Annotated in this window: 27 protein-coding genes and 1 other annotated feature; of the genes, 22 read left to right on the plus strand and 5 right to left on the minus strand. The window is 62.5% G+C overall.

Annotated elements, in window-relative coordinates:
- Positions 1–6: 6 nt before the first annotated feature.
- From VGN68_RS04525 to VGN68_RS04560, 8 genes are all read left to right on the plus strand, one after another.
- Complete coding sequence (locus tag VGN68_RS04525; protein ID WP_327474289.1) at positions 7–171, plus strand: hypothetical protein; 165 nt, start codon at positions 7–9, stop codon at positions 169–171.
- Positions 172–283: 112 nt separating this feature from the next.
- On the plus strand, positions 284–487 hold the full coding sequence (locus tag VGN68_RS04530; protein ID WP_327474291.1) for a hypothetical protein: 204 nt from the start codon (positions 284–286) through the stop codon (positions 485–487).
- The gene (locus VGN68_RS04535) at positions 484–678 is read left to right on the plus strand and encodes a hypothetical protein (RefSeq protein WP_327474293.1); all 195 of its coding nucleotides are present in this window, start codon (positions 484–486) and stop codon (positions 676–678) included. The genes VGN68_RS04530 and VGN68_RS04535 overlap by 4 nt, the downstream gene beginning before the upstream one ends.
- The gene (locus VGN68_RS04540) at positions 675–1,277 is read left to right on the plus strand and encodes an N-acetylmuramoyl-L-alanine amidase (RefSeq protein WP_327474295.1); all 603 of its coding nucleotides are present in this window, start codon (positions 675–677) and stop codon (positions 1,275–1,277) included. Before VGN68_RS04535 ends, VGN68_RS04540 begins: the two co-directional genes overlap by 4 nt.
- Positions 1,274–1,540: a hypothetical protein gene (locus tag VGN68_RS04545; protein ID WP_327474297.1), complete on the plus strand. Its 267-nt coding sequence runs from the start codon at positions 1,274–1,276 to the stop codon at positions 1,538–1,540. The genes VGN68_RS04540 and VGN68_RS04545 overlap by 4 nt, the downstream gene beginning before the upstream one ends.
- Positions 1,540–1,920, plus strand: coding sequence for a hypothetical protein (locus VGN68_RS04550; protein WP_327474299.1), 381 nt, complete (start codon positions 1,540–1,542; stop codon positions 1,918–1,920). The genes VGN68_RS04545 and VGN68_RS04550 overlap by 1 nt, the downstream gene beginning before the upstream one ends.
- A 1-nt stretch (position 1,921) precedes the next feature.
- A complete protein-coding gene (locus VGN68_RS04555; protein WP_327474301.1) occupies positions 1,922–2,308 on the plus strand; it encodes a hypothetical protein in 387 nt (128 codons plus the stop codon).
- Between the two features lie 3 nt (positions 2,309–2,311).
- Complete coding sequence (locus VGN68_RS04560; protein ID WP_327474303.1) at positions 2,312–2,545, plus strand: hypothetical protein; 234 nt, start codon at positions 2,312–2,314, stop codon at positions 2,543–2,545.
- A 39-nt stretch (positions 2,546–2,584) separates the two neighbouring features.
- On the opposite strand, the gene VGN68_RS04565 is transcribed toward VGN68_RS04560, so the two are convergent.
- Together VGN68_RS04565 and VGN68_RS04570 are read right to left on the minus strand one after the other, a co-directional pair.
- Positions 2,585–2,806 (minus strand): hypothetical protein, encoded by a 222-nt coding sequence (locus VGN68_RS04565; RefSeq protein ID WP_327474305.1) that lies wholly within the window; start codon positions 2,804–2,806, stop codon positions 2,585–2,587.
- A complete protein-coding gene (locus VGN68_RS04570; RefSeq protein WP_327474307.1) occupies positions 2,803–3,150 on the minus strand; it encodes a hypothetical protein in 348 nt (115 codons plus the stop codon). Before VGN68_RS04570 ends, VGN68_RS04565 begins: the two co-directional genes overlap by 4 nt.
- A 385-nt stretch (positions 3,151–3,535) precedes the next feature.
- Here VGN68_RS04570 and VGN68_RS04575 point away from each other — a divergent pair, with 385 nt between their 5' ends.
- The 4 genes from VGN68_RS04575 to VGN68_RS04590 all read left to right on the plus strand — a co-directional run bounded on the left by VGN68_RS04575 (position 3,536) and on the right by VGN68_RS04590 (position 7,863).
- Positions 3,536–4,687 (plus strand): tyrosine-type recombinase/integrase, encoded by a 1,152-nt coding sequence (locus VGN68_RS04575; RefSeq protein WP_327474309.1) that lies wholly within the window; start codon positions 3,536–3,538, stop codon positions 4,685–4,687.
- Positions 4,684–4,932, plus strand: a complete 249-nt coding sequence (locus VGN68_RS04580) for a sigma factor-like helix-turn-helix DNA-binding protein (RefSeq protein WP_327474311.1) — start codon at positions 4,684–4,686, stop codon at positions 4,930–4,932. Before VGN68_RS04575 ends, VGN68_RS04580 begins: the two co-directional genes overlap by 4 nt.
- 52 nt (positions 4,933–4,984) lie before the next feature.
- Complete coding sequence (locus VGN68_RS04585) at positions 4,985–5,914, plus strand: HEPN domain-containing protein (RefSeq protein ID WP_327474313.1); 930 nt, start codon at positions 4,985–4,987, stop codon at positions 5,912–5,914.
- A gap of 336 nt (positions 5,915–6,250) precedes the next feature.
- Positions 6,251–6,306 (plus strand) — a sequence feature (sul1 is cis-regulatory element that is thought to sense ions involved in sulfur or methionine metabolism; They are found in Alphaproteobacteria).
- A 60-nt stretch (positions 6,307–6,366) separates the two neighbouring features.
- Positions 6,367–7,863 (plus strand): SulP family inorganic anion transporter, encoded by a 1,497-nt coding sequence (locus VGN68_RS04590; RefSeq protein WP_327474315.1) that lies wholly within the window; start codon positions 6,367–6,369, stop codon positions 7,861–7,863.
- A gap of 1,074 nt (positions 7,864–8,937) precedes the next feature.
- Here the strand turns inward: VGN68_RS04590 and VGN68_RS04595 are convergent.
- Positions 8,938–9,339 carry a metalloregulator ArsR/SmtB family transcription factor gene (locus VGN68_RS04595; RefSeq protein WP_327474317.1) on the minus strand — a complete coding sequence of 134 codons (402 nt, stop codon included), beginning with the start codon at positions 9,337–9,339 and terminating at the stop codon, positions 8,938–8,940.
- Entirely contained in the window at positions 9,336–9,965 is a 630-nt protein-coding gene (locus VGN68_RS04600) for a peroxiredoxin (protein WP_414713005.1), read from the minus strand. Before VGN68_RS04600 ends, VGN68_RS04595 begins: the two co-directional genes overlap by 4 nt.
- Before the next feature lie 92 nt (positions 9,966–10,057).
- Between VGN68_RS04600 and VGN68_RS04605 the strand changes: the two genes are divergently transcribed.
- Genes VGN68_RS04605 through VGN68_RS04630 form a run of 6 tightly spaced genes read left to right on the plus strand, consistent with a single transcriptional unit; the run spans position 10,058 to position 14,686 of the window.
- Entirely contained in the window at positions 10,058–10,987 is a 930-nt protein-coding gene (locus tag VGN68_RS04605) for an MBL fold metallo-hydrolase (protein WP_414713006.1), read from the plus strand.
- Complete coding sequence (locus VGN68_RS04610; RefSeq protein WP_327474323.1) at positions 10,984–11,424, plus strand: YeeE/YedE family protein; 441 nt, start codon at positions 10,984–10,986, stop codon at positions 11,422–11,424. Before VGN68_RS04605 ends, VGN68_RS04610 begins: the two co-directional genes overlap by 4 nt.
- Positions 11,421–11,831: a DUF6691 family protein gene (locus VGN68_RS04615; protein ID WP_327474325.1), complete on the plus strand. Its 411-nt coding sequence runs from the start codon at positions 11,421–11,423 to the stop codon at positions 11,829–11,831. Before VGN68_RS04610 ends, VGN68_RS04615 begins: the two co-directional genes overlap by 4 nt.
- 26 nt (positions 11,832–11,857) lie before the next feature.
- Positions 11,858–13,438 (plus strand): TIGR01244 family sulfur transferase, encoded by a 1,581-nt coding sequence (locus VGN68_RS04620; protein ID WP_327474327.1) that lies wholly within the window; start codon positions 11,858–11,860, stop codon positions 13,436–13,438.
- 7 nt (positions 13,439–13,445) lie between these two features.
- Complete coding sequence (locus VGN68_RS04625) at positions 13,446–14,228, plus strand: sulfite exporter TauE/SafE family protein (protein WP_414713008.1); 783 nt, start codon at positions 13,446–13,448, stop codon at positions 14,226–14,228.
- Positions 14,229–14,245: 17 nt separating this feature from the next.
- The gene (locus VGN68_RS04630; protein ID WP_327474332.1) at positions 14,246–14,686 is read left to right on the plus strand and encodes a DoxX family protein; all 441 of its coding nucleotides are present in this window, start codon (positions 14,246–14,248) and stop codon (positions 14,684–14,686) included.
- Between the two features lie 532 nt (positions 14,687–15,218).
- Here the strand turns inward: VGN68_RS04630 and VGN68_RS04635 are convergent.
- A complete protein-coding gene (locus tag VGN68_RS04635) occupies positions 15,219–16,199 on the minus strand; it encodes a nitronate monooxygenase family protein (protein WP_327474333.1) in 981 nt (326 codons plus the stop codon).
- Positions 16,200–16,332: 133 nt separating this feature from the next.
- Here VGN68_RS04635 and VGN68_RS04640 point away from each other — a divergent pair, with 133 nt between their 5' ends.
- From VGN68_RS04640 to VGN68_RS04655, 4 genes are read left to right on the plus strand one after another with little or no spacing between them, the layout of a single operon-like run.
- Entirely contained in the window at positions 16,333–17,427 is a 1,095-nt protein-coding gene (locus VGN68_RS04640; RefSeq protein ID WP_327474335.1) for an acyl-CoA dehydrogenase family protein, read from the plus strand.
- Positions 17,424–18,629, plus strand: coding sequence for an acyl-CoA dehydrogenase family protein (locus VGN68_RS04645; protein WP_327474337.1), 1,206 nt, complete (start codon positions 17,424–17,426; stop codon positions 18,627–18,629). Before VGN68_RS04640 ends, VGN68_RS04645 begins: the two co-directional genes overlap by 4 nt.
- Before the next feature lie 13 nt (positions 18,630–18,642).
- A complete protein-coding gene (locus VGN68_RS04650) occupies positions 18,643–19,425 on the plus strand; it encodes an SDR family NAD(P)-dependent oxidoreductase (RefSeq protein ID WP_327474339.1) in 783 nt (260 codons plus the stop codon).
- 23 nt (positions 19,426–19,448) lie between these two features.
- Positions 19,449–20,699, plus strand: coding sequence for an acetyl-CoA C-acetyltransferase (locus VGN68_RS04655; protein ID WP_327474341.1), 1,251 nt, complete (start codon positions 19,449–19,451; stop codon positions 20,697–20,699).

The following is a 20,699-nucleotide window of genomic DNA, read 5'->3' on the forward strand; positions in this document are numbered from 1 at the left end:
GAAGTGATGATGAAGCGTCTAGCCCTTGCGCTCGCCGTCAGCGCGTGTGCGCTCACGGCCTGCACCGACAAGCCCGCGCAGCCGGTTCCGGTCAATCCTGACCATCCCGGCACCAACCCCGACTGCAAATATGAGACGCAGGCGGGTGATTGCGTTCCTGTCGCCGACTAGCGGTGGACGAAGCGGCGCAAGAGGTCGTGGGCGGCATTCTTGCCGCCCTGGCCTTTCTCCTCATGGGCGCGATCGCGCTCTTCGCGTGGTTCGATAATCGGGGAGCTCGCTGATGACGCTCGATCAGTTTGTTGCCTTGGGCCAGAGTTTCGGGCCGCTCGGCCTCATGATCGGATATCTGGTCTGGCGCGAGAAGGTCGGCGCGGAAAAGCGCGGCGAGCTGGAGCGGGCCCGCGCCGCGAGCGACATCGAGCTCGCCAAGGCGCTGACCGCGTTGACCGTCACAATTCAACATATCGACCGGCGGCTGACATGACCGCCCCCAACCTCGAAGCGATCCTAGCCGTGCAACGCGCCGCGTCACAACTGACGCTGGCCTGCACCGAGATCGTCGGGCCGCTGGAAATGTCGATCGCCCTGCCCACCGCGCAGCTGCTCGGCGAGCGCGTCCCGCCCCGGCTGCTGCGCAGCCTGATCAGATTGAGCCGGAAGGAAACGAAACGATGAACCTCCTCGAAAAGACGAAGATGATCCAGGCCAAGGTCGGCGCCGCACAAGATGGGATTTATGGCAACGCCACGGCCGACAAGCTGCTCGCCCTGCTCGGCCTGTCGCCGCTCCCGGCCGAATCCGGCTCGCTCGTGAAAGGCACCGGGGTCAACATCAAGCGGGTGTTCCTGCATTGCTCAGCGACGCGCGAGGGGCAGGACATAGACGCCGCGACCATCAAGAAATGGCACCTCGCGCAGGGCTGGAAAGATATCGGCTATCATTTCGTGATCCGGATCGACGGCACGATCGAGACCGGCCGGGCCGAGCATGTCGTCGGCAGTCACGTTGCCGGTTTCAACACCGGATCGATCGGCGTGGTCTATGTCGGCGGCCTCGATGCCCAGGGCAAACCCAAAGACACGCGAACCGAGGCGCAGAAGGCATCCATGGCGCGGCTCTGCCGTGCGCTCGACGCCGCATATAAGCAGCCTCGGTTCATGGGGCACCGCGATGCGAGCCCGGACAAAGACGGCGACGGCGTCGTCGAAAAGCACGAATGGCTGAAAGACTGCCCGTGCTTCGACGTTGCCTCGTGGTGGACTGGCGTGAAATGACCTGGCTGTCGCGCGACCTGCAGCGGTTCCTCGTGGCGCTGCTGATCCTCGCCCTGTTCGGCGGGTCGATTGTTGTCCTGACGTTCATTGTCGTGCCCGATGTGAACCGCGACGCCATCATCCAGCTCGTCGGCGGCGTGAACACGCTCGCGGGCCTCGTGGTCGGATTCTACTTCGGCAAGAGCGCCGGGGAAGATCGGCCGGTGCCGGTGGAGATCCAGCAGCCGGCCGGGGCGGCCGTGCCTGTCGAAGAGCAGCACTGATGCGCGAGCGCACCGCCGCAGATGACATCGTGCAGGGCGCCTACAACCGCGCGTTGCTCGATATGATCCTCGAACCGATGCGCATCGCGGCCAAGGACGTCGGGTACGCCATCACGGTGCACGGCTCCCTCAATCGCGACGTAGATCTGGTCGCCATCCCATGGCGCGAGCACAACGTCGCCGATCCGGACCGCTTGATGACGATCTTGCAGGGCGTCATCTGCGGCATCACCGGCCGCTGCCATCGCGAGCAGGGTTGGACCGAAAAGCCGCACGGCCGGTTGGCCCGGATCATTTCAGTATGGTGCGGCGAAAGCACCTGCTCGCTCGACTTCAGCGTAATGCCACCCGTCCCCCAAAAGGAGAATGAAGATGCGTAAGATGATGATCGCCGCGCTCGCGGCGCTCTGCCTGTCCGCGTGCGCCACGAGCGGCACCGGCAAACCGCCTGCCCCGCCCAGCCCGATCGAGCAACTCGCGCCGATCCTCGCACCGCTTGCCGGGAACCACGTCACGGCCGAGGCGATCGATCTCGCCTTCGCGGCGTCCGACGCGGCGCTCTACGTCGTCGACTTCATGCGGTCGGTTGGCTGGATCACCGACGGCAGCCCCAAGGCCATCGCCCTGGCCGACGCCGCCGAGAAGCTGAAGGGCTGGCTTGTCGTCGCCGACACGGCGCAGCGCGCGGGCGATGTGCTGAAGGCCGACGGCGCGTACAACAAGGCAGCGGCCGCCTATTCCCTCATTCTCAAAGCATTGGAGCGCTAGGCCATGAACGATACCCTCAAACTTCTGATCGAGGCGGGCAAGTCAATCCTGCCCGCGATCGTCCCCGGCGCCGCCGTGGCAATCCAGATCGGCAAGGGCATTGTCGACGCGCTCGACGCGGCCAAGGATATCGGCACGCCCGGCGACCAGTCCGCAAGCGCCGAAACCCGCGAAGCGATCCGCGCCAAGATCCTCGAGCATTTCGACGACACGATCGCGGGGCTGCGCGGCGACTGACACCGTCTCACCGTGGGGGTGACTGGAAGCGGGGTGGGCCTAGGCCTGCCCCGCTTTTTTTGTGTTCCGCGCGCGCCGGGTCTCGATCTCGACAAGCGGCCCCAGAAAGAGCGTTTTGCCTTCCCAGCTCGCCAGTCCGGCGCGCACCGCCGCCTCCCCGGCCTCGGCATGGGTCGCGCGCCAGTTTCCGGAGCGCAAGCCGCACCGCCAGCGATATTCGAGCGCGTTGCGACGCTGCCACCGGATCGGCTCTCGGTTCATTGCTTCTTCGCTCCCAGCTTCCCGCGCACGGCGGGGAAGAACATCATTTCGGTCGATCGATTGACGCCGACGGCCCGGTAAATCCGATATGCTTCCCGGTTGGCATTGTTCCCGCGGACGGTGTTGGCAATGCTTTCGCTGGTGTGCGGACGATCAACGGCGTCGGTCACGACGCGCCAAAACTCGTCGAACGCCTCTCGCCGGCCGTCGCCATGCTCGAACAGGAAGGCCAGGACGAAGCGCAGCGCATAGGTCGGCGCCACCGGCCCGCTCTGCGCTGCCCAGCAAACATCCTCGATGGCATGAAGCGCTTTTACGATCAGCTGATCCTTCCCGATTCGCATCGCGCCGTATTAGAACATTATGAGAACAAGCGCGCAAGGCGGGTTCAGCTCGCCGATAGATCGGGAGCCAAATCGTTTTGCGGCGCGGCTGGATATGGTATCGCAAGGGCGTCGGACGCGCCAATCAGGGGGCAGAAATTAACGCCATGGTATAATCCATGGTATAATCCAGAAGCGCGGAAATTTAATCGTTATTTTTCAAGGTGCGAAGGGGTCCAATTCAACAGGCACCCGCTCCGCCAAGTTCTAATCCCACATTCTCCCGATCCGTTTTTCACATCCCAGCTTTGCTGCGGGTTTGAGAGACGATTCGGGTCCCTGTGTGTCCCACAGGATCCAGCCCGACATTTTTGCCAATGTGGGACGGAAAATTATGATTACCACGATGAAAAATGCTCAAAACGAGGCTGCGAAGTCCAAGGGCAAGTCGAGCCGGGTTAGCTACGGTGACGGGCTCGTCCGATTGGATCGGCCGGGAGGCACAAGCAGTTGGGTGTGCCGGGTGCAGAAGCACGGCAACCGCCGCGACTTCGGCCTGGGTAGCTGTCAGAAGGTGAGCTTGGCGCAAGCGCGCGAGCTGGCACGCGAAATTCGCAGCCAGATCGAGTTGGGGATCGATCCGCAATTCGAACGGCGCAAGCGGCAGGCGGTGCCGACCTTCAAGGACGCGGCAGCGAGGGTCTACGAGGTCCATTCGAAAACGTGGCGCAACGGCAAGCACCATGCGCAATGGACCCGGACGCTTGAGCTTTACGCTTTCCCGCACATCGGGAAGTTCCGGGTCGATCAGATCACAGGTCCGATGATCCGCGACCTGCTTGAAGAAATCTGGCTTGAGAAGCCAGAGACGGCACGCCGCGTGCGGCAGCGGGTCGGCGCCGTTCTCGATTGGGCTTATGCGTCGGGTTACCGCGACACCGAAGCGCCCATGCGAGCGATCACAAAGGGATTGCCGCGCCAGCCACGCCGCGACAATCATTTTGCCGCCATGCCCTATGAAGACGTGCCAGCGTTCGTCCAGACGCTGCGCGAGAAGGAATCTTTCAGTCGGCTGGCGCTGGAGTTCGCGATCTTCACTGCTGCACGATCCGGCGAAGTGCGCGGCGCGACTTGGGATGAGTTCGACCTTGAGAAAGGCCTGTGGACGCTATCGAAGGATCGCATGAAGGCCTTCCGCGAGCATGTCGTCCCGCTCAGCCGTCGCCCGCTCCGCATCGTTCAGCGCTGCGCGCGGCTCCGTATCGCGGGCTGCGAGTTGGTATTCCCCGGCATCCGCAGAAACCGGGCGCTGTCCGACATGACGCTTTCGAAGCTGGTCAAAGAGTTGGGGGAGCCGTTTACGGCGCACGGATTCCGTTCATCATTCCGCGATTGGGTGAGCGAAGAAACCGATCATCAAAGCGATGTCGCCGAAGCAGCCCTCGCCCACACGGTCGCGAACAAGACGGAGGCCGCCTACCGCCGCGGCAATCTGCTCGAAAAGCGCCGCGTGATGATGGAGGATTGGGCCAACTTCTGCGAAGGGAAAAAGCGGTGAACCGCTTCACCCGCGCCAGGCGCCAACTGCTACGCCTCTACGAGCGCGCCGTCGATCGACTGGACAAGTTCGACCGCCAGGTCTTTCTCGGCCATCGGGTGGAAGAGCTGAGCTATCGCCAGCTTGCCAAGCGGCATGGCGTGAGCGTCCACGAGATCGAGCAGGCGATGATCCGCAGCCTGCGCGTGATTGCGCAAACGGTCGATAGAAAGAACCGCAGGCGGTGGCAATTCTGGCGGCGATGAAGCCGCTTCGATCTTGCCAATCAGCCGCCGCGACGACAGGGTGCCGCCAGCGATGAAAACCGACCTCGATCATCTTCCGGCCAACAAGCAACGCGAACTCGAACGCGTGAAAGCCATCGTCTTCGAAGAGTTCGAGGATGCCATCGCACTTGGCACGATGGGCTGGAAGAAGAAGGGCCGGATCGACAAAATCATCCTGTACGGCAGCTATGCGCGCGGCGGCTGGGTCGATGAGCCGCACACCGCCAAAGGTTATCGGTCGGACTTCGATCTTCTCATCATCGTCAATGACAAGCGGCTTACCGAGAAGGTCGATTTCTGGGGCAAGCTGGACGACCGGCTCATTCGTGAGCTGGCGATCGACAAGACGCTCCACACGCCGGTCAATTTCATCGTCCACACCTTGCAAGAGGTTAACGACGGACTGGCGCATGGCCGATATTTCTTCATGGACGTCGCCAAAGACGGAATCGCGCTGCACGAGTTTGACGAGAAACCACTGCACACGCCAAAGCCGAAAACGCTCGAGCAAGCGCTCGCGATGGCGCGAGAATATTTCGAGGAATGGCTGCCGAGCGCCCAAAGCTTTCATCGTGGCTACAAACACGCGGTCGATGACGGCGACCTAAAAAAGGCCGCGTTCGATCTTCATCAATCCGCTGAGCGTTTGTACCATACCGTTCTTCTCGTCAGCACCTTCTACACCCCGCACGTCCATAACCTTGCCTTCCTGCGGACCCAGGCCGAGCGGATCGACATGCGTCTCGTTGACGCTTGGCCGCGTGAGCGTCGCGAGGATCGGGCGCGGTTCGAGAAGCTGAAAGAGGCTTATGTGAAGGCCCGCTATTCGAAACACTACCGTATCACCGAGGACGAACTGAGCTGGCTCGGCGGTTGCGTCGAGGAACTCGGTCGCGCCGTCCACGCTATCTGCTCGGAGCGGATCGCCGAACTCGAAGCCAAAGCATCGGTCCACCCCTAATTATCCCAAAGCCATACGAAAACTGTGCGGTTACGCGCGGCGTTCACTCGCCCTGTATGGCAATTTTGCGACGTGCCATACGCTCAAAGCCGCAGAAAACCGACCATCGCGTGCCCGAAGCTGGCACGGCTTTTATCTTGCCCTCTTATTTGGCTCCCTGATTTTCGAAGTATTTCCCAATGCCACCCCTCCTTCATGGGAAGCATTGGGCCACTGCTCGCCGCTGGAGCGAACGTCAGTAAACGGCGAATTGCCGAGTTCTGAGGTTTGTTCTTTCTGCTTCCCTCTGCCTCGCTTGCCTTGCTAGTGACAAATAGCTAGGGCGCGCTCTACTCGCATGGACCCGGTGCAAATCCGGGTGGCTATTCCGGCCGCCGATCCGCCGGACGACATCACACATGAAATCCTGTTCGCGCCCAAGCTGGCGCCATGTGCCTTGTTGTGGAATTCCAATGTCAGTTTCCCTGTCTTCCTATCGCCAACAGTGGTTCACCGACGGCGCGTCGCTGCGCCGCGAGATCCTCGCCGGGATCGTCGTCGCGCTGGCGCTGATTCCTGAAGCGATCGGCTTTTCGATCATCGCCGGGGTCGATCCGCGCGTCGGGTTGTACGCGTCGGTCGCGATCGCGATGGTCGTTGCCTTTACCGGCGGCCGCACGGGCATGATCTCTGCCGCTACGGCTGCGGTCGCGGTGCTGGTGATCCCGCTGGTGCGCGATCATGGCGTCGAATATCTGTTCGCGGCGACCATACTAATGGGGCTAATCCAGATCGTCGCGGGGCTGCTCCGGCTCGACCTGTTGATGCAGTTCGTGTCGCGGTCGGTGATTACCGGTTTCGTCAACGCACTGGCCATCCTGATCTTCATGGCGCAGTTGCCGCAGCTGACCAACGTCGGCTGGGAAACCTATGCGATGGTCGCGGGCGGGCTGGCAATCATCTATCTGTTACCGCGCCTGACCAAAGCGGTGCCGTCGCCGCTGGTCGCAATCCTGATCCTGTCGGCGATCAGCATCGGTTTCGGCTTGCCGGTCAATACGGTGGGCGACATGGGCAAATTGCCCGAGGGGCTGCCGACCTTCGCGTTGCCGAATGTGCCGCTGACGTGGGAAACGCTTCAGATCATCCTGCCCTATTCGCTCACCATGGCGGCAGTCGGGCTGCTCGAAAGTCTGCTCACGGCGCAGATCGTCGATGACATGACCGATACGGACAGCGACAAGCAGCGCGAGTGCGCCGGACAGGGCGGAGCCAATATCGTCGCGGCCTTCTTTGGCGGCATGGGCGGCTGCGCGATGATCGGGCAATCGGTGATCAACGTGACGTCAGGCGGACGGGGGCGTTTATCGACCTTCACCGCAGGGGCATTCCTTTTGTTCCTGTTGGCAGTTCTCGGCCCCTTCGTCGGTCAGGTGCCGATGCCCGCGCTTGTTGCCGTGATGATCATGGTGTCGATCGGGACGTTCAGCTGGAATTCGATTCCCAATTTGCGCCGTCATCCGCCGACATCGTCCATCGTCATGCTGACGACCGTGATTGTCGTCGTGGCGACGCATGACCTTTCGCTGGGAATCTTGGCGGGCGTGCTGCTGTCGGGGGTGTTTTTTGCCGGGAAGGTGCGTAGCATGTTTGGCGTCGAGCGCGACGTCACGGCAGATGGGAGAACGGCAACCTATCGAGTCACCGGGCAGATTTTCTTCGCTTCGGTGGATCGCTTCACGCGCGCTTTCCAAACAGAGGATCAAGTCAGCAACATCCTTATCGATGTCTCGGCAGCGCATTTCTGGGATATTTCAGGCGTCGGTGCGCTCGATAAAATCGTCGCAAAGCTCAGGCGCGAAGGCCGAAGCGTTGAGGTCGTGGGGTATAACCGCGCAAGTGCTGATATTATCGATAAGTTCGCGTTGCATGACAAAACCGGCGTGGAGATCGGGATGGTGCCGCATTGACTCCTAGCATGAGCGGTTAGCATTTCTTGCGAGAGGCTTCCCACCGATCGTTGACACCGGTCAGCGCCCGTCTGACACGCTGCCTGAAACCGCGATGTTGCCGGGACGCGATGCTTCGCATCGGCCCCACATATTATAATCACACACCCTACGCACGGGTGCATAACGCTTTTCTGCCACTTTTCGAGGGTGCGATCCGACTACACCGCTGCCTCGGTGGGTGCAAAAGAACGGTTTTCTGCGACGTTTGGCGGCTGCGCATCGTACTCTCGTCGGACGCGAATATGGCGGACGGACTTATCGCGAGCCGCCGATCAGCCGCTTGTAAATATTGGTTTCTCAGACGGCATATGACGGCCGGTGGAAAGGTAGTCAGTCGCCTATTGTCGAGTCATCAAACGGTAAGGAGGAGGTCGGATCGCCGCGCGTCTCGAAACATTCGGATGCATCCTCAACGGTCTGGCGACGTCCGACCGAACGGCAAACGGGCTGCAGTCGTAGAAACGGCTACGTTGGGTAAGAAACGTCGGGTGGTAACTTGCGACGCAATTTCAGATAATCGTATGCGACGGGGTGGCTGCCCTCTCTTTCTCGGCCATCCTGTCACCACTCTCAACGAAAGTTGGTGTCTATGCCCGCTCTGCCGTCTTCCCCGCCGCCTTCGTCGCCCTTGGCGATCGAGCCAATCAGCATGCGCATTCCCGATGCTTGCCGGTTCACCGGGATCAGTCGCAGCTCACTCTATCTGCTTATCGCTAGGGGAGAGGTCGAGATCGTCAAGATGGGCGCCGCCACGCTCGTCCTCACTGAAAGCCTCCGCAATTTGATCGAGCGGCAACGCGGTAGTCGGCTGAGCCGAACCGCGTTTCCAATCCGGCGATCACCGACCGGACATAGCACGCTGGCCAACACCCACCATCGATCGCGAACTTCCGATCAAGCACGCGCAATAGCGCCGCGCAGTTCGATGCCATTGTTCGAGGTAGATTAGGTCGCCCTTTCTGATCGCAACATCGGACCGGCTTGTTTGCGATGCCCCAAGATCCCGGCAGTCGTACCGCCTATAATGGCGACTTACTCAATGCGTGCAAAAGCCGCGGTGCCCGATAAACTTCCATGAGGTTTCCTCGGGGTATCCTGCGCACCGATCGCCGCTGCCAGCAATTCCCCGGTCGTCGCGGCACCGGCGAAAATGGCTTCCATGCTGCGGACGCACAATCCGACGCCCTCGTCGGCCAGGTCGTAATGGACCTGCTTCGCCGCGCGCCGCGTGACGACCATCTCGGCGCGGCGCAATTCGGCGAGCTGCTGGCTGAGCGCCGGCTGCCCGATGCCGGTCGCCGCTTCGATTTCGCCGACGGTCCGGCCACCGCGCAGCAGGCACGAGAGGATCATCAGCCGCTGCGGCTGGGCATAGACGCGCAGCTTTTCGACCGCCTTGTCGGCCAGCGCGCGGTCTTCGTAAATCGCGGTCATGACGCCTCGACGGTGCGGCAGAACCAGCCAAGGTCGCCGCCTTCCATCATCCGCTCGGGCGCCGGGGCGAGCAGCGGCTGGCCCGGTTGCCAGCCTTCGGGGGCCAGCACGCTGCCGTCGGCGGTGCGCTGGAGCGCCGCAACCGTGCGCAATATTTCGTCGACCGAGCGGCCGACCGTGTGCGGATAGACATTGATCGCGCGAACAATGCCCTCGGGGTCGATGATATAGGTCGCGCGCACCGCCGAGCTGTCCTCCGCCGCCGCATCGATCATGCCATAGGCGCGGCCGACCGCCATGCTTGGATCTTCGACGATCGGGAAATCGATCGCGACGCCGAACTGCGCCTCGATCGCCCGCACCCACGCCAGATGCGAATAAAGGCTATCGACCGACAATCCGAGCAGCGCGCAATCGAGCGCATCGAAGTCGGCCTGCCGTTTGGCGAAAGCGATAAACTCGGTCGTGCAGACCGGCGTGAAATCGGCCGGGTGCGAGAAGAACACCAGCCACCGCCCGCGATAGTCGGCGAGCTTCACTGGCCCCTTGGTCGAGCGCGCGCTGAAGGATGGCGCAGTCTCCCCGATGCGTAGCGGCCGTTCGCCGGTGTCGATTGTCTCACTCATAGCCATAGTCTTTCATCCGCAAATCCATGCCGCCGTCATAGGCTTGACGCAAACATTCTATTAGATTACATGATTTATGTAAATATGAATTTATGGAGGCAAAAGTGACCGATTCGACCATTGCCCACGCCAGCGCCCAAGTGATCGCGGCCCGGGCGAAGCCGGCGGCGATCAAGGCTTTCTTCGACGATGCGACCAATACGGTGTCCTATGTCGTTCACGATCCCGCGACCAAGCGCGCCGCGATTATCGATAGCGTGCTCGACTATGATCCGGCGGCAGGGCGCACGAGCTTTGCCTCGGCCGACAAGATCATCGCCTTCGTCAAGGAGCATGACCTTGCCATCGACTGGCTGCTGGAGACCCACGCCCACGCCGACCATCTGTCGGCGGCGCCGCATCTCCAGGAAAAGCTCGGCGGCAAGATCGCGATTGGCGAGCATATCGTCACCGTACAAAACAGCTTCGGCAAGCTGTTCAACGCGGGGAGCGATTTCGCGCGCGACGGATCCGACTTCGACCATTTGTGGAAAGACGGCGACCGTTTCCAGATCGGCGAGATCGAGGTCACGGTGCTGCACGTCCCCGGCCACACCCCCGCCGACAACGCCTATGTGATCGGCGACGCGGTGTTCGTCGGCGATACGATGTTCATGCCCGACTATGGCACCGCGCGCGCCGATTTCCCGGGCGGCGACGCGCGCCAGCTCTTCCAGTCGCTGCGCCGTATCCTCGAGCTGCCGCCCGAAACGCGATTGTTCATGTGCCATGACTATCTGCCCGAAGGCCGTGACAATTATATCTGGGAAACCACGGTCGCCGACGAACGCGCCCACAATGTCCATGCCCATGACGGCGTGACCGAGGATGAATTCGTCGCGATGCGCGAGGCGCGCGACATCGCGCTGTCGATGCCGCGACTGATCATGCCGTCGATCCAGGTCAACATGCGCGCCGGCCACATGCCGGCACCCGAGGACAATGGCATTCGCTACCTCAAGATCCCCGTGAACGCGGTATGATCGCCGCCTTTCCGCACGCGATGCCGGTCGAGGGTTTGCTCGGCGGCTTGCTCATCGGTCTCAGCGCCGCGATCATGCTGCTCGGCAACGGCCGCATCGCCGGGGTTAGCGGTCTTGCCGCGCGCGCGACCGGGCTCGGAACCGGCAGCGCGCCGCGCGGCATGGCAGCCGCTTTCATTATTGGCCTGCCGCTGGGTGCCGCTGTGATGGCCTTGCTGCTTGGCGGCGTCGAAATCCGCTACCCCGCGTCTATCTGGCCGATCGCCCTTGGCGGGCTGTTCGTCGGCTATGGCACCCGGCTTGGCTCGGGCTGCACCAGCGGCCATGGCGTGTGCGGTATGTCGCGGCTGTCGCTGCGCTCGATCACCGCGACATTGCTGTTCATGGCAAGCGGCATCGCCACGGTCGCGCTGATGCGCGCGGGCGGCCTGCTGTGAAGCGCCTGCTTGCGGCGCTGGCGGCCGGCGCGATATTCGGTGCCGGGCTCGCGCTGTCGGGCATGGCCGACCCCCAGCGCGTCCGTGCGTTTCTCGACCTGTTCGGCGCGTGGGATCCGACGCTGGCGTTCGTCATGGGCGGCGCGCTCATTCCGATGGCGATCGCCTGGGCGATCCAGCGCCGTATGGCGAGCCCGATCCTCGCCGATGCATTCGATCTTCCCCCCACCCGCGGGATCGATGGTCCGCTGGCCGCGGGCGCGGTGATCTTCGGGATTGGCTGGGGGATCAGCGGCCTCTGCCCCGGTCCTGCGATTGCCGGGCTCGCGCTCGCCCCCAGCCAGGCCATCGTTGCGGTCGCCGCCATGGGCGCAGGCATGATCCTGCACCGCCTCACCAGCCGCTGACCGCACGCCACCACCGGAGACGAGACATGGATATTAAAACGATCAATTCGCAGCTTGGTGTCAGCCCGCAGATTCAGCCCGGCGAGGTCGCGGCGATCGCGGCGGCCGGCTATCGCTCGATCATCTGCAACCGTCCCGACGGCGAGGAAGCCGGGCAGCCGCCTGCGGCCGCGATTGCCGAGGCGGCGCAGCGGCATAAGATTGGCTTTGCGCATATCCCGGTGGTTTCGGGCCAGATGACCGGGACCGACGCGATGCTCATGGCCAATGCCTTGGCCGAGTTGCCGTCACCGGTCCTTGCCTATTGCCGTTCGGGCAGCCGCTCGGAAAAGCTGGCTGCCATGGCGGCCGAGCGTCAACCGCGCGGCGGGGTGGCAGCTTATGACATCGTCATCGTCGGCGGCGGCAGCGCGGGAATCGCGACGGCGGCCAGTCTTCTGAAGCGAAGCGGCAATCTTTCCATCGCCATCATCGAGCCCTCCGAGGTCCATTATTATCAGCCGGGCTGGACCATGGTCGGCGCGGGCATCTTCGATGCGGAATTCACGCGCCATAGCGAAACCTCCGTCATGCCGCGCGGGGTGGACTGGATCAAAAAGTCGGCATCCGGCTTCGCTCCTGACGACAATCAGGTGCTGCTCGATGACGGCAGTTCGGTATCTTACCGCGTATTGGTGGCCTGTCCGGGTATCAAGCTCGACTGGGATGCCATTCCGGGCCTCAGCGATACGCTCGGCAAGAATGGCGTGACTTCCAACTACCGCTACGATCTGGCGCCCTACACCCATCGCCTCGTCAAGGATTTCAAAGGTGGCCGCGCGTTGTTCACGCAGCCGCCGATGCCGATCAAATGTGCCGGTGCGCCGCAAAAAGCGATGTATCTATCGTGCAATGTCTGGGAACGCAGCGGCGTCCTCAAGGACATCGACGTCCAGTTTCACAACAGCGGCGCGGTGCTGTTCGGCGTTGCGGTCTATGTCCCCGCGCTGATGGAATATGTCGATCGCTACAACGCGCATCTGAACTTCGAATCCAAACTGGTTGCCATCGACGGACCCGCCAGGATCGCGACCTTCGAACAGAAACGCGGCGATACCGTCACGCGCGTGGAGGAGAGCTTCGACATGATCCATGTCGTGCCGCCGCAGGTTGCACCCGATTTTGTCCGCAGCAGCCCGCTCGCGGCCGCCAGCGGTTTTATCGAGGTCGACGAAGCGACCTTGCAGCATGTGCGATATGCCAATGTCTTCGCCTTGGGCGATGCCTGTTCTGCCTCGAACGCCAAGACGATGGCTGCGGCGCGCAAGCAGGCACCGGTCGTTGCGGTGAATGTGCTGGCCGCCTTGAAGGGCAAGCCGCCCGTCGCCGACTATGACGGCTATGGCAGCTGTCCGCTCACCGTCGAGCGCGGCAAGATCATACTCGCCGAATTCGGCTATGGCGGAAAGCTGCTCCCCAGTTTCCCAAACTGGCTGATCGACGGCACCCGGCCGTCGCGTCTCTCTTGGCTGCTCAAGGACACAATCCTGCCGCCGATTTACTGGCACGGCATGCTCAAGGGCCGCGAGTGGATGGTGAATCCGCACATGATGGCGGCGAACGGATAAGCATGTGATGGACACGCTTCATTATGCGCTCGGCGGCGTCTCGGGCGTTCTCGTCGGTTTCGTTCTCGGCCTCGTCGGCGGCGGCGGGTCGATCCTCGCGGTTCCCCTGCTTCTCTATCTCGTGGGCGTGAAAGAACCGCATGTCGCCATCGGCACCAGCGCCTTTGCCGTGGCCGCGAATGCCGCGATCGGCCTCTGGAACCATGGCCGCGCCGGAACCGTGAACTGGCGCTGCGGTTTCATCTATGCCGGCGCGGGCGTCGTGGGCGCGCTCGGCGGTTCGACCGTCGGCAAAAGCATCGACGGACACCAGCTCCTGTTTCTCTTCGCCATTTTGATGATCGTCGTCGCGATCCTGATGTTCCGGTCGCGCGGCGACGAAGGCATCGAAGGCGCCATGTGCAGCCGCGAGAATGTCGGCAAGGTCGCCGGCTATGGCTTGGGGACCGGCGCCTTTTCGGGCTTCTTCGGCATCGGCGGCGGCTTTCTCATCGTGCCTGGCCTCGTTGCTTCGACCTCGATGCCGATCCTGCGCGCGATCGGGACATCGCTGGTCGCGGTCACCGCTTTCGGCCTGACTACGTCGGTAAACTACGCGGTGTCGGGCCTCGTCAACTGGCCGCTCGCCGGCATGTTCATTCTGGGCGGGGTCGCGGGCAGCGCGATCGGGACGCGCGCAGCGAATGCTCTCTCCGCCCACAAGGGGAGGCTCAACACCATCTTCGCCGCGTTCGTGATGATCGTCGCCATCTACATGCTGTGGAAAAGCTGGGCAGAACTGGTCGGCTAAACCGAGGGGAGAGAGAGATGTTTAGGACTATCGAGAACCGGCTGACGCCGGGACCAAACACCAAGAAATGGATCGATCCTATATTTCGGGTGTTGATCAGCCTGATTTTCATCATCGGCGGCCTCGGCCACTTTGGTCAGCACCAGATGATGCTGGACCGGATGGCCGAATCGCCCTGGGCGGGCACGGTCGACATGATCGGCGATCCCTCGATCCTGCTCTGGCTATCGGGCGGCATATTTCTCGTTGCTGGGCTGACACTGGCGCTTGGATGGATGACCCGAACGTCGGCACTCCTGCTGTTCGTTACGTTAGTACCAGTCACGATCGCGATCCACGTCGTCCCCGATAGTTCGCATGTTGGCCCTCTATTCAAGAACATCGCGATCCTCGGCGCGTTACTGCTAATCTGGGCGCGCGGAGCGGGCGCTTACGGCCTCGATAACAGAAGTCTGTAATCGCTAAACAACCAGAGTAGGCGCTCCGCGCGTCAAGCGCACGGCCACCCGAGAGCGTGCATGAATTCAGCTTAGGATATCGAATATGAGACGTGTAGCGGGACTGTTCCAAAGGAGAACCCGTTGTCAGCTTTTGGGCCTTAAGCAAATTTGAGGCGATGGTCGATATCGGGAGCGTTAAGCCCCCGCCATGACGCTTTAAATATTGGCAGTCATTAATTGCCTCCTTCCCCGAATGATCGCATCCAAGTCTAGAAGACTTTCGAGCTGATCGAGCGGGGGCGTTGGCGTAGCGTAGAAAATGTTCGACAAGAATCGGCGGCTATGGCATACCGGTTATACGGACTGAATCTTGATTTCAGGCATGCGGGGAACACCGTGTGGGACCGAATTTTGTAGATAAGTATTTGAAAAAATATATCAAATACATAGGGTTAGTTTCCTAAAACCACCCGCTCCGCCATCGACCCCACTCAAAGCCATCGGACAATCCTGCGCCGCACGCTGTCCCGAAGAGCTCGGGGTCCCCGCACTACCTCCGCAACGACGCCAGTCGCTGGTCCACAATCGCATCTGCCTCGGCGATGATGCGGTCGATCAACTGCTGACAGGTCGGGATGTCGTGGATCAGTCCCTGCACCATCCCGGCCCAGAACACGCCCTTCGAAAGGTCGCCGGTCTGTAGCAGCTCGCGCCCAGCCTGTCCGTTCACCAGTTCAGCCACATCGGCAAAGGTCGCGTCGGGCTGCGCCAAGCGGCGCACCACTTCTTCGCTGACCGCGCTCTTGCCGACGCGCGCCGTGTTCTTGAGGCTGCGAAAGATCAGATACGATCCGCGCTCGTCATTATCGATATAGGCCTGCTTCACATTGTCGTGGATCGGCGCCTCGACGGTCGCGCAGAAGCGCGTGCCCATATTGATCCCCTCAGCTCCCAGCGCCAGCGCGGCGACAAGCCCGCGGCCGTCGCCGAACCCGCCCGACGCCAGCATCGGGATCTTCACTTTGTCGGCGGCGGCGGGAATCAGGATCAGGCCAGGAATATCATCCTCGCCCGGATGCCCTGCGCATTCGAAACCATCGATAGAAATAATATCGCAACCCGCGCGCTCTGCCGACAAGGCGTGGCGGACTGCGGTGCATTTATGCAGAATTGCGATGCCATGCGGCTTGAGCATTTCCCAGATCTCACGCACCGCGGGCGTTCCCGCGGTCTCGACAATCTTGACCCCGCCGTCGATGATCGCCTGCGCATAGGCCTTGTAATCGGGCGAGTTGATCGTCGGGAAAACGGTCATGTTCACACCAAACGGCTTGTCGGTCATTGCGCGGCAGCGTTCGATCTCGGCGCTGAGCGCCGCGGGGGTTGGTTGGGTCAGCGCCGTGAGGATGCCAAGCCCGCCCGCGTTCGAAACCGCGCTTGCCAGTTCGGCATAGCCGACGCTCTGCATCCCGCCCTGCACGATCGGATGTTCGATCCCCAGCATTTCGGTGATGCGTGTCTTGAAAGCCATCGTCGGTCCCTTCCCATGATCGGTCGCAGCAATTTGACGCTACGTCGTCGCGGCGCCGGAATTGACTTGACGTTTACGTCAACGTCCGGTTCATTGGCAAGACAAGATATATGAGAGCGGGACAGATGCGGGCATGACGATCCTCTATGACGAAGGCCAGCAGGCGATCGCGACCGAATCGCGGCGCGTTCTTGAAGCGCGTACCAGCACCGACGCGCTGCTGCCGCTGCTCGAATCGGTCGGCGACTATCATCGCCCTTTCTGGGACACGGCAAAGGAACAGGGTTGGACCGCGCTCGCGCTTCCCGAAGCGCATGGCGGGCTGGGCCTCGGCCTGATCGAGCTCGGGCTGATCGCGCATCAGGCGGGCCGGTCGCTGAGCGGAGCGCCGTTTCTGACGTCGGGCTTTGGCGCCGCGAAGGCGATCGAGCTTTACGGGTCCGATGCGCAAAAGGCGCGCTGGCTGCCTGCGCTGGCGTCGGGTGACAGCATCGGCGCGATTGCTTTCGCCGCTGGCCCCGACGCGCTACCGGCGCAGCCCGACGTGACGTTCACCGACGACCGACTGAGCGGGACCGCGCGCGGCGTTTCCGGCGGACTGGCGGGCGATGTCGCGATCGTGCTGGCCAATGGCCCCGGTATGCCGGTGCTGGCGCTGGTCGACCTGAACGACGTCGAGCGCACCCCGGTGCCGAGTTTCGACAACAGCCGCTGTGTCGCCAATCTGAGCTTTGTCGGCGCGCCCGCTGAAACATTGGCGGTCGGAACCGCAGCCCGCGACGCGGCGCTGCACATTCTGGCCCTCCAGGCCGTCGTCACCGCGCACGAGCAGACCGGCGGCGCCGAGGTGCTCATGGAAATTGCGCGCGACTACGCCCTCACCCGCCGCGCCTTTGGCCAGCCGATCGGCGCCTTTCAGTCGGTGAAGCACCGCATTGCCGAGCTGTACGGGCTGGTCGAACTGGCGCGCGCCAATTGCATCCACGCCGCCTCGCGCGAGGGCGCAGCCGATTTCATCACCGCCGCCGCCGCTGCCCGCCTGTCGGCGACCGAGGCCTATGACACCGCGGCGCGCGACTGTGTGCAGATCCATGGCGGCATCGGCGTGACCTGGGATCTCGGGCTACACCTCCATATGCGCCGCGCGCGCAGTTTAGCCATCGAGCAGGGCAGCAGCCTGTTCTGGGAAGATGTTCTCGTCGACCGGCTGGCAGGAGAAGCGGCATGAGCGATCTGGAAACCTATCGCGCCAAGGCCGCCGCGTGGCTCGAATCGATGGCGCCGACCTATGGGCGTGAGGCGCGCAAGGGTCTGGCCGAAGCCGATGATCTTGAGCTTGGGCGCCGCTATCAAAAGGCGAAGTTCGACGCGGGCTTTGCCGGGATCAACTGGCCAACCGAATATGGCGGTCAGGGGCTGGGTCATCTCGAAAAAGTCACCTTCGACGCCGAAGAAATGAAGCACGGTTTCCCCAATTTCTATTTCGGCATCTCGCTCGGCATGCCGGTGCCGGTGCTGATGCAGTTCGGCAGCGACCGGGACTTCGTCAAGGAACGCGTGCTCAAGGCGCTGCAAGGCGAAGAAATCTGGTGCCAGCTGTTCTCCGAACCCTCGGGTGGCTCGGATCTCGCGGGCCTGCGCACCAAGGCCGAACCCGACGGCAACGGGTGGAAGATCAACGGCCAGAAAGTGTGGACGAGCTGGGCGCATTACAGCGACTATGGTGTCATCGTCGTGCGCACCGACCCGACCGTCCCCAAGCACAAAGGGCTGACCTATTTCTGGGTCGACATGAAAGCGCCGGGCGTCACCGTCCGCCCGATCAAGCTTGCGGGCGGCGACAGCCACGTCAACGAGGTGTTCTTCGACGATGTGAAGATCAGCGACGATCACCGCATGTCGCCTGTCGGCGGCGGGTTTGCCGTCGCCATCACGACCTTGATGATAGAACGCTATGTCGCGACCGACAGCGCGGGCTTCGGCCCGCACCTCGACCTGTTCGTCGATCTGGCCAAAGACACGCTGCTCAATGGCAAGCCCGCGATCGAGGATGGCCGCATCCGGCACCAGATCGCGCGCAACCATGCGATGCGGTCGGGGCTCGATTCGATCAACGTCCGCGCGCGGCTGATGATGCAGGCCGGGATGATCCCCGGCGCCGAGGGATCGCTCAACAAACTCGTCGCGGTCCGCTCGCGCCAGAAGCTGTCAGAACTCGCGATCGACCTGCAGGGCACCGACGGTTTTGCCTTCGACGAACATGCCTCGCAAAAGGAAGATTGGGCGTCGAGCTGGATCAACGCCCCGACCGGCCGCATCGCCGGCGGGTCGGACGAGACGTTGCTCAATACGATTGCCGAAAAGGTGCTCGGACTGCCGCAGGACCATCGCCCCGACAAGGGCATCCCGTTCAACCAGATTCCGGCCTGAGGAGGCGCAGCGCATGAAGTTCGATTCCACTACCGCGGCGGTCGTTACCGGCGGCGCATCGGGCCTAGGCCTTGCGACCGCCGAAGCGCTGGCGGCAGCAGGCGTGAAGGTCGCGATTTTCGACATCAACGAGGCGCTCGGCGAAGAGGTCGCCGCGACGATCGGCGGGCTGTTCTGCAAGGTCGATATCACCGACGAGCAATCCGTTTTGGACGGCTATGCCAAGGCCCGCGCCGCGCATGGCCAGGAGCGCATTTGCGTCCACTGCGCAATGACCTCGCGCCGCGGCAAAACGCTCGCCTATGACAAGGAAACCCGGACTTTCCGCCGCACCCCGACTGAGGATTATGCTTATGGCGTGGCGGGCATCTTGACTGCAAGCTATCGCATCGGATCGATCGCAGCCGAGGGCATGGCGACCTTGCCTGAAATGGAAGACGGCGAACGCGGCGCGATCATCTACACTGCCTCGGTTGCGGCGCAGGACGCGCAGATCGGCCAGGTCATCTACGGCTCGGCGAAAGCGGGCGTGAACGGCCTGGTGCTGCCGATGGCGCGCGACCTGATGGACTTGGGCATCCGGGTCAATTCGATCATGCCCGGCGTTTTCGGTACGCCCTTGCTCGGCAACATGAACCCGAAGGTGAAGGAAAGCCTCGAAGCCTCGGTCCCCTTCCCCAAGCGGCTCGGCAAGGCAGAGGAATATGCCAGCCTCGCGATGGAAATGATCCGCAACACCTATTTCAACGGCCAGGCCGTCCGCCTCGACGGCGCGATCCGCATGGCTCCCCGTTAAACGCTCCCCGAAAGGAATATCCCATGGCCGAAGCCTATATCATCGACGCCGTCCGCACCCCCCGCGGAGTCGGCAAGCCCGGCAAGGGCGCTTTGTCGCACCTCCACCCGCAGCATCTTGCCGCGACGGTGCTAAAGGCGATCAAGGACCGCAACAATCTCGATACCGCGTCCGTCGACGACATCATCTGGTCGACGTCGAGCCAGAACGGCAAGCAGGGCGGCGACCTTGGCCGTATGGCCGCGCTGTCCGCGGGCTATGACACCAAGGCATCGGGAACGACGCTCGACCGCTTCTGCGGCGGCGGCATCACGTCGGTCAACCTCGCCGCAGCGAGCGTGATGAGCGGCATGGAAGATTGCGTCATCGCCGGCGGCACCGAGATGATGAGCTACACCACTGCCTATGCCGCCGAGCAAGCGAACGCCGGCTTGCCGCCACGGCTGATGGGATCGGGTCACGATGCGCTCGACGAGCTTCACCCCCAGTCGCATCAAGGCGTGTGCGGCGACGCGATCGCGACGATCGAGGGGATCAGCCGCGAGGCGCTCGACGCGCTCGCGCTGGTCAGCCAGCAACGCGCCGACCGCGCAATCAAGGAAGGTCGCTTTGCCAAATCGGTCGTCCCAGTGCTTAACCCCGACGGCAGCGTCGCGCTCGATCATGAAGAATTCCCGCGTCCCGAAACCACTGCCGAAGGACTGGCATCGCTTAAGCCCGCTTTCACCGGGCTCGCCGATTTTGACCTGGGCGGCGGTTTCACCTTCCGCAAGCAGATCAACCGCCGCTATCCCGATGTCGAAATCCAGCATTTCCACCATGCCGGCAACTCGTCGGGCGTTGTCGATGGCGCCGCCGCGATCCTGCTCGCGTCCAAGGACTATGCCGACAAGCATGGCCTGAAGCCCCGTGCGCGCGTGGTCGCCTATGCCAATATCGGCGACGATCCGACGCTCATGCTCAACGCCCCCGTTCCCGCCGCGAAGAAGGTGCTTGAAAAGGCAGGCCTCACAAAGGACGACATCGACGTCTGGGAAATCAACGAAGCCTTTGCCGTTGTCGCTGAAAAGTTCATCCGCGATCTCGATCTTGACCGTGAAAAGGTGAACATCAACGGCGGTGCGATGGCGCTCGGCCATCCGATCGGCGCCACCGGATCGATCCTGATCGGCACTGCGCTCGACGAGCTTGAACGGTCGGGCGGTCGCTATGGCCTCGTCACCATGTGCGCCGCGGGCGGCATGGCACCCGCGATCATCATCGAACGGATCTGA

The sequence above is a fragment of the Sphingopyxis sp. genome (genome assembly GCF_035998965.1).
In the GTDB taxonomy this organism is placed as follows: Bacteria; Pseudomonadota; Alphaproteobacteria; order Sphingomonadales; family Sphingomonadaceae; genus Sphingopyxis.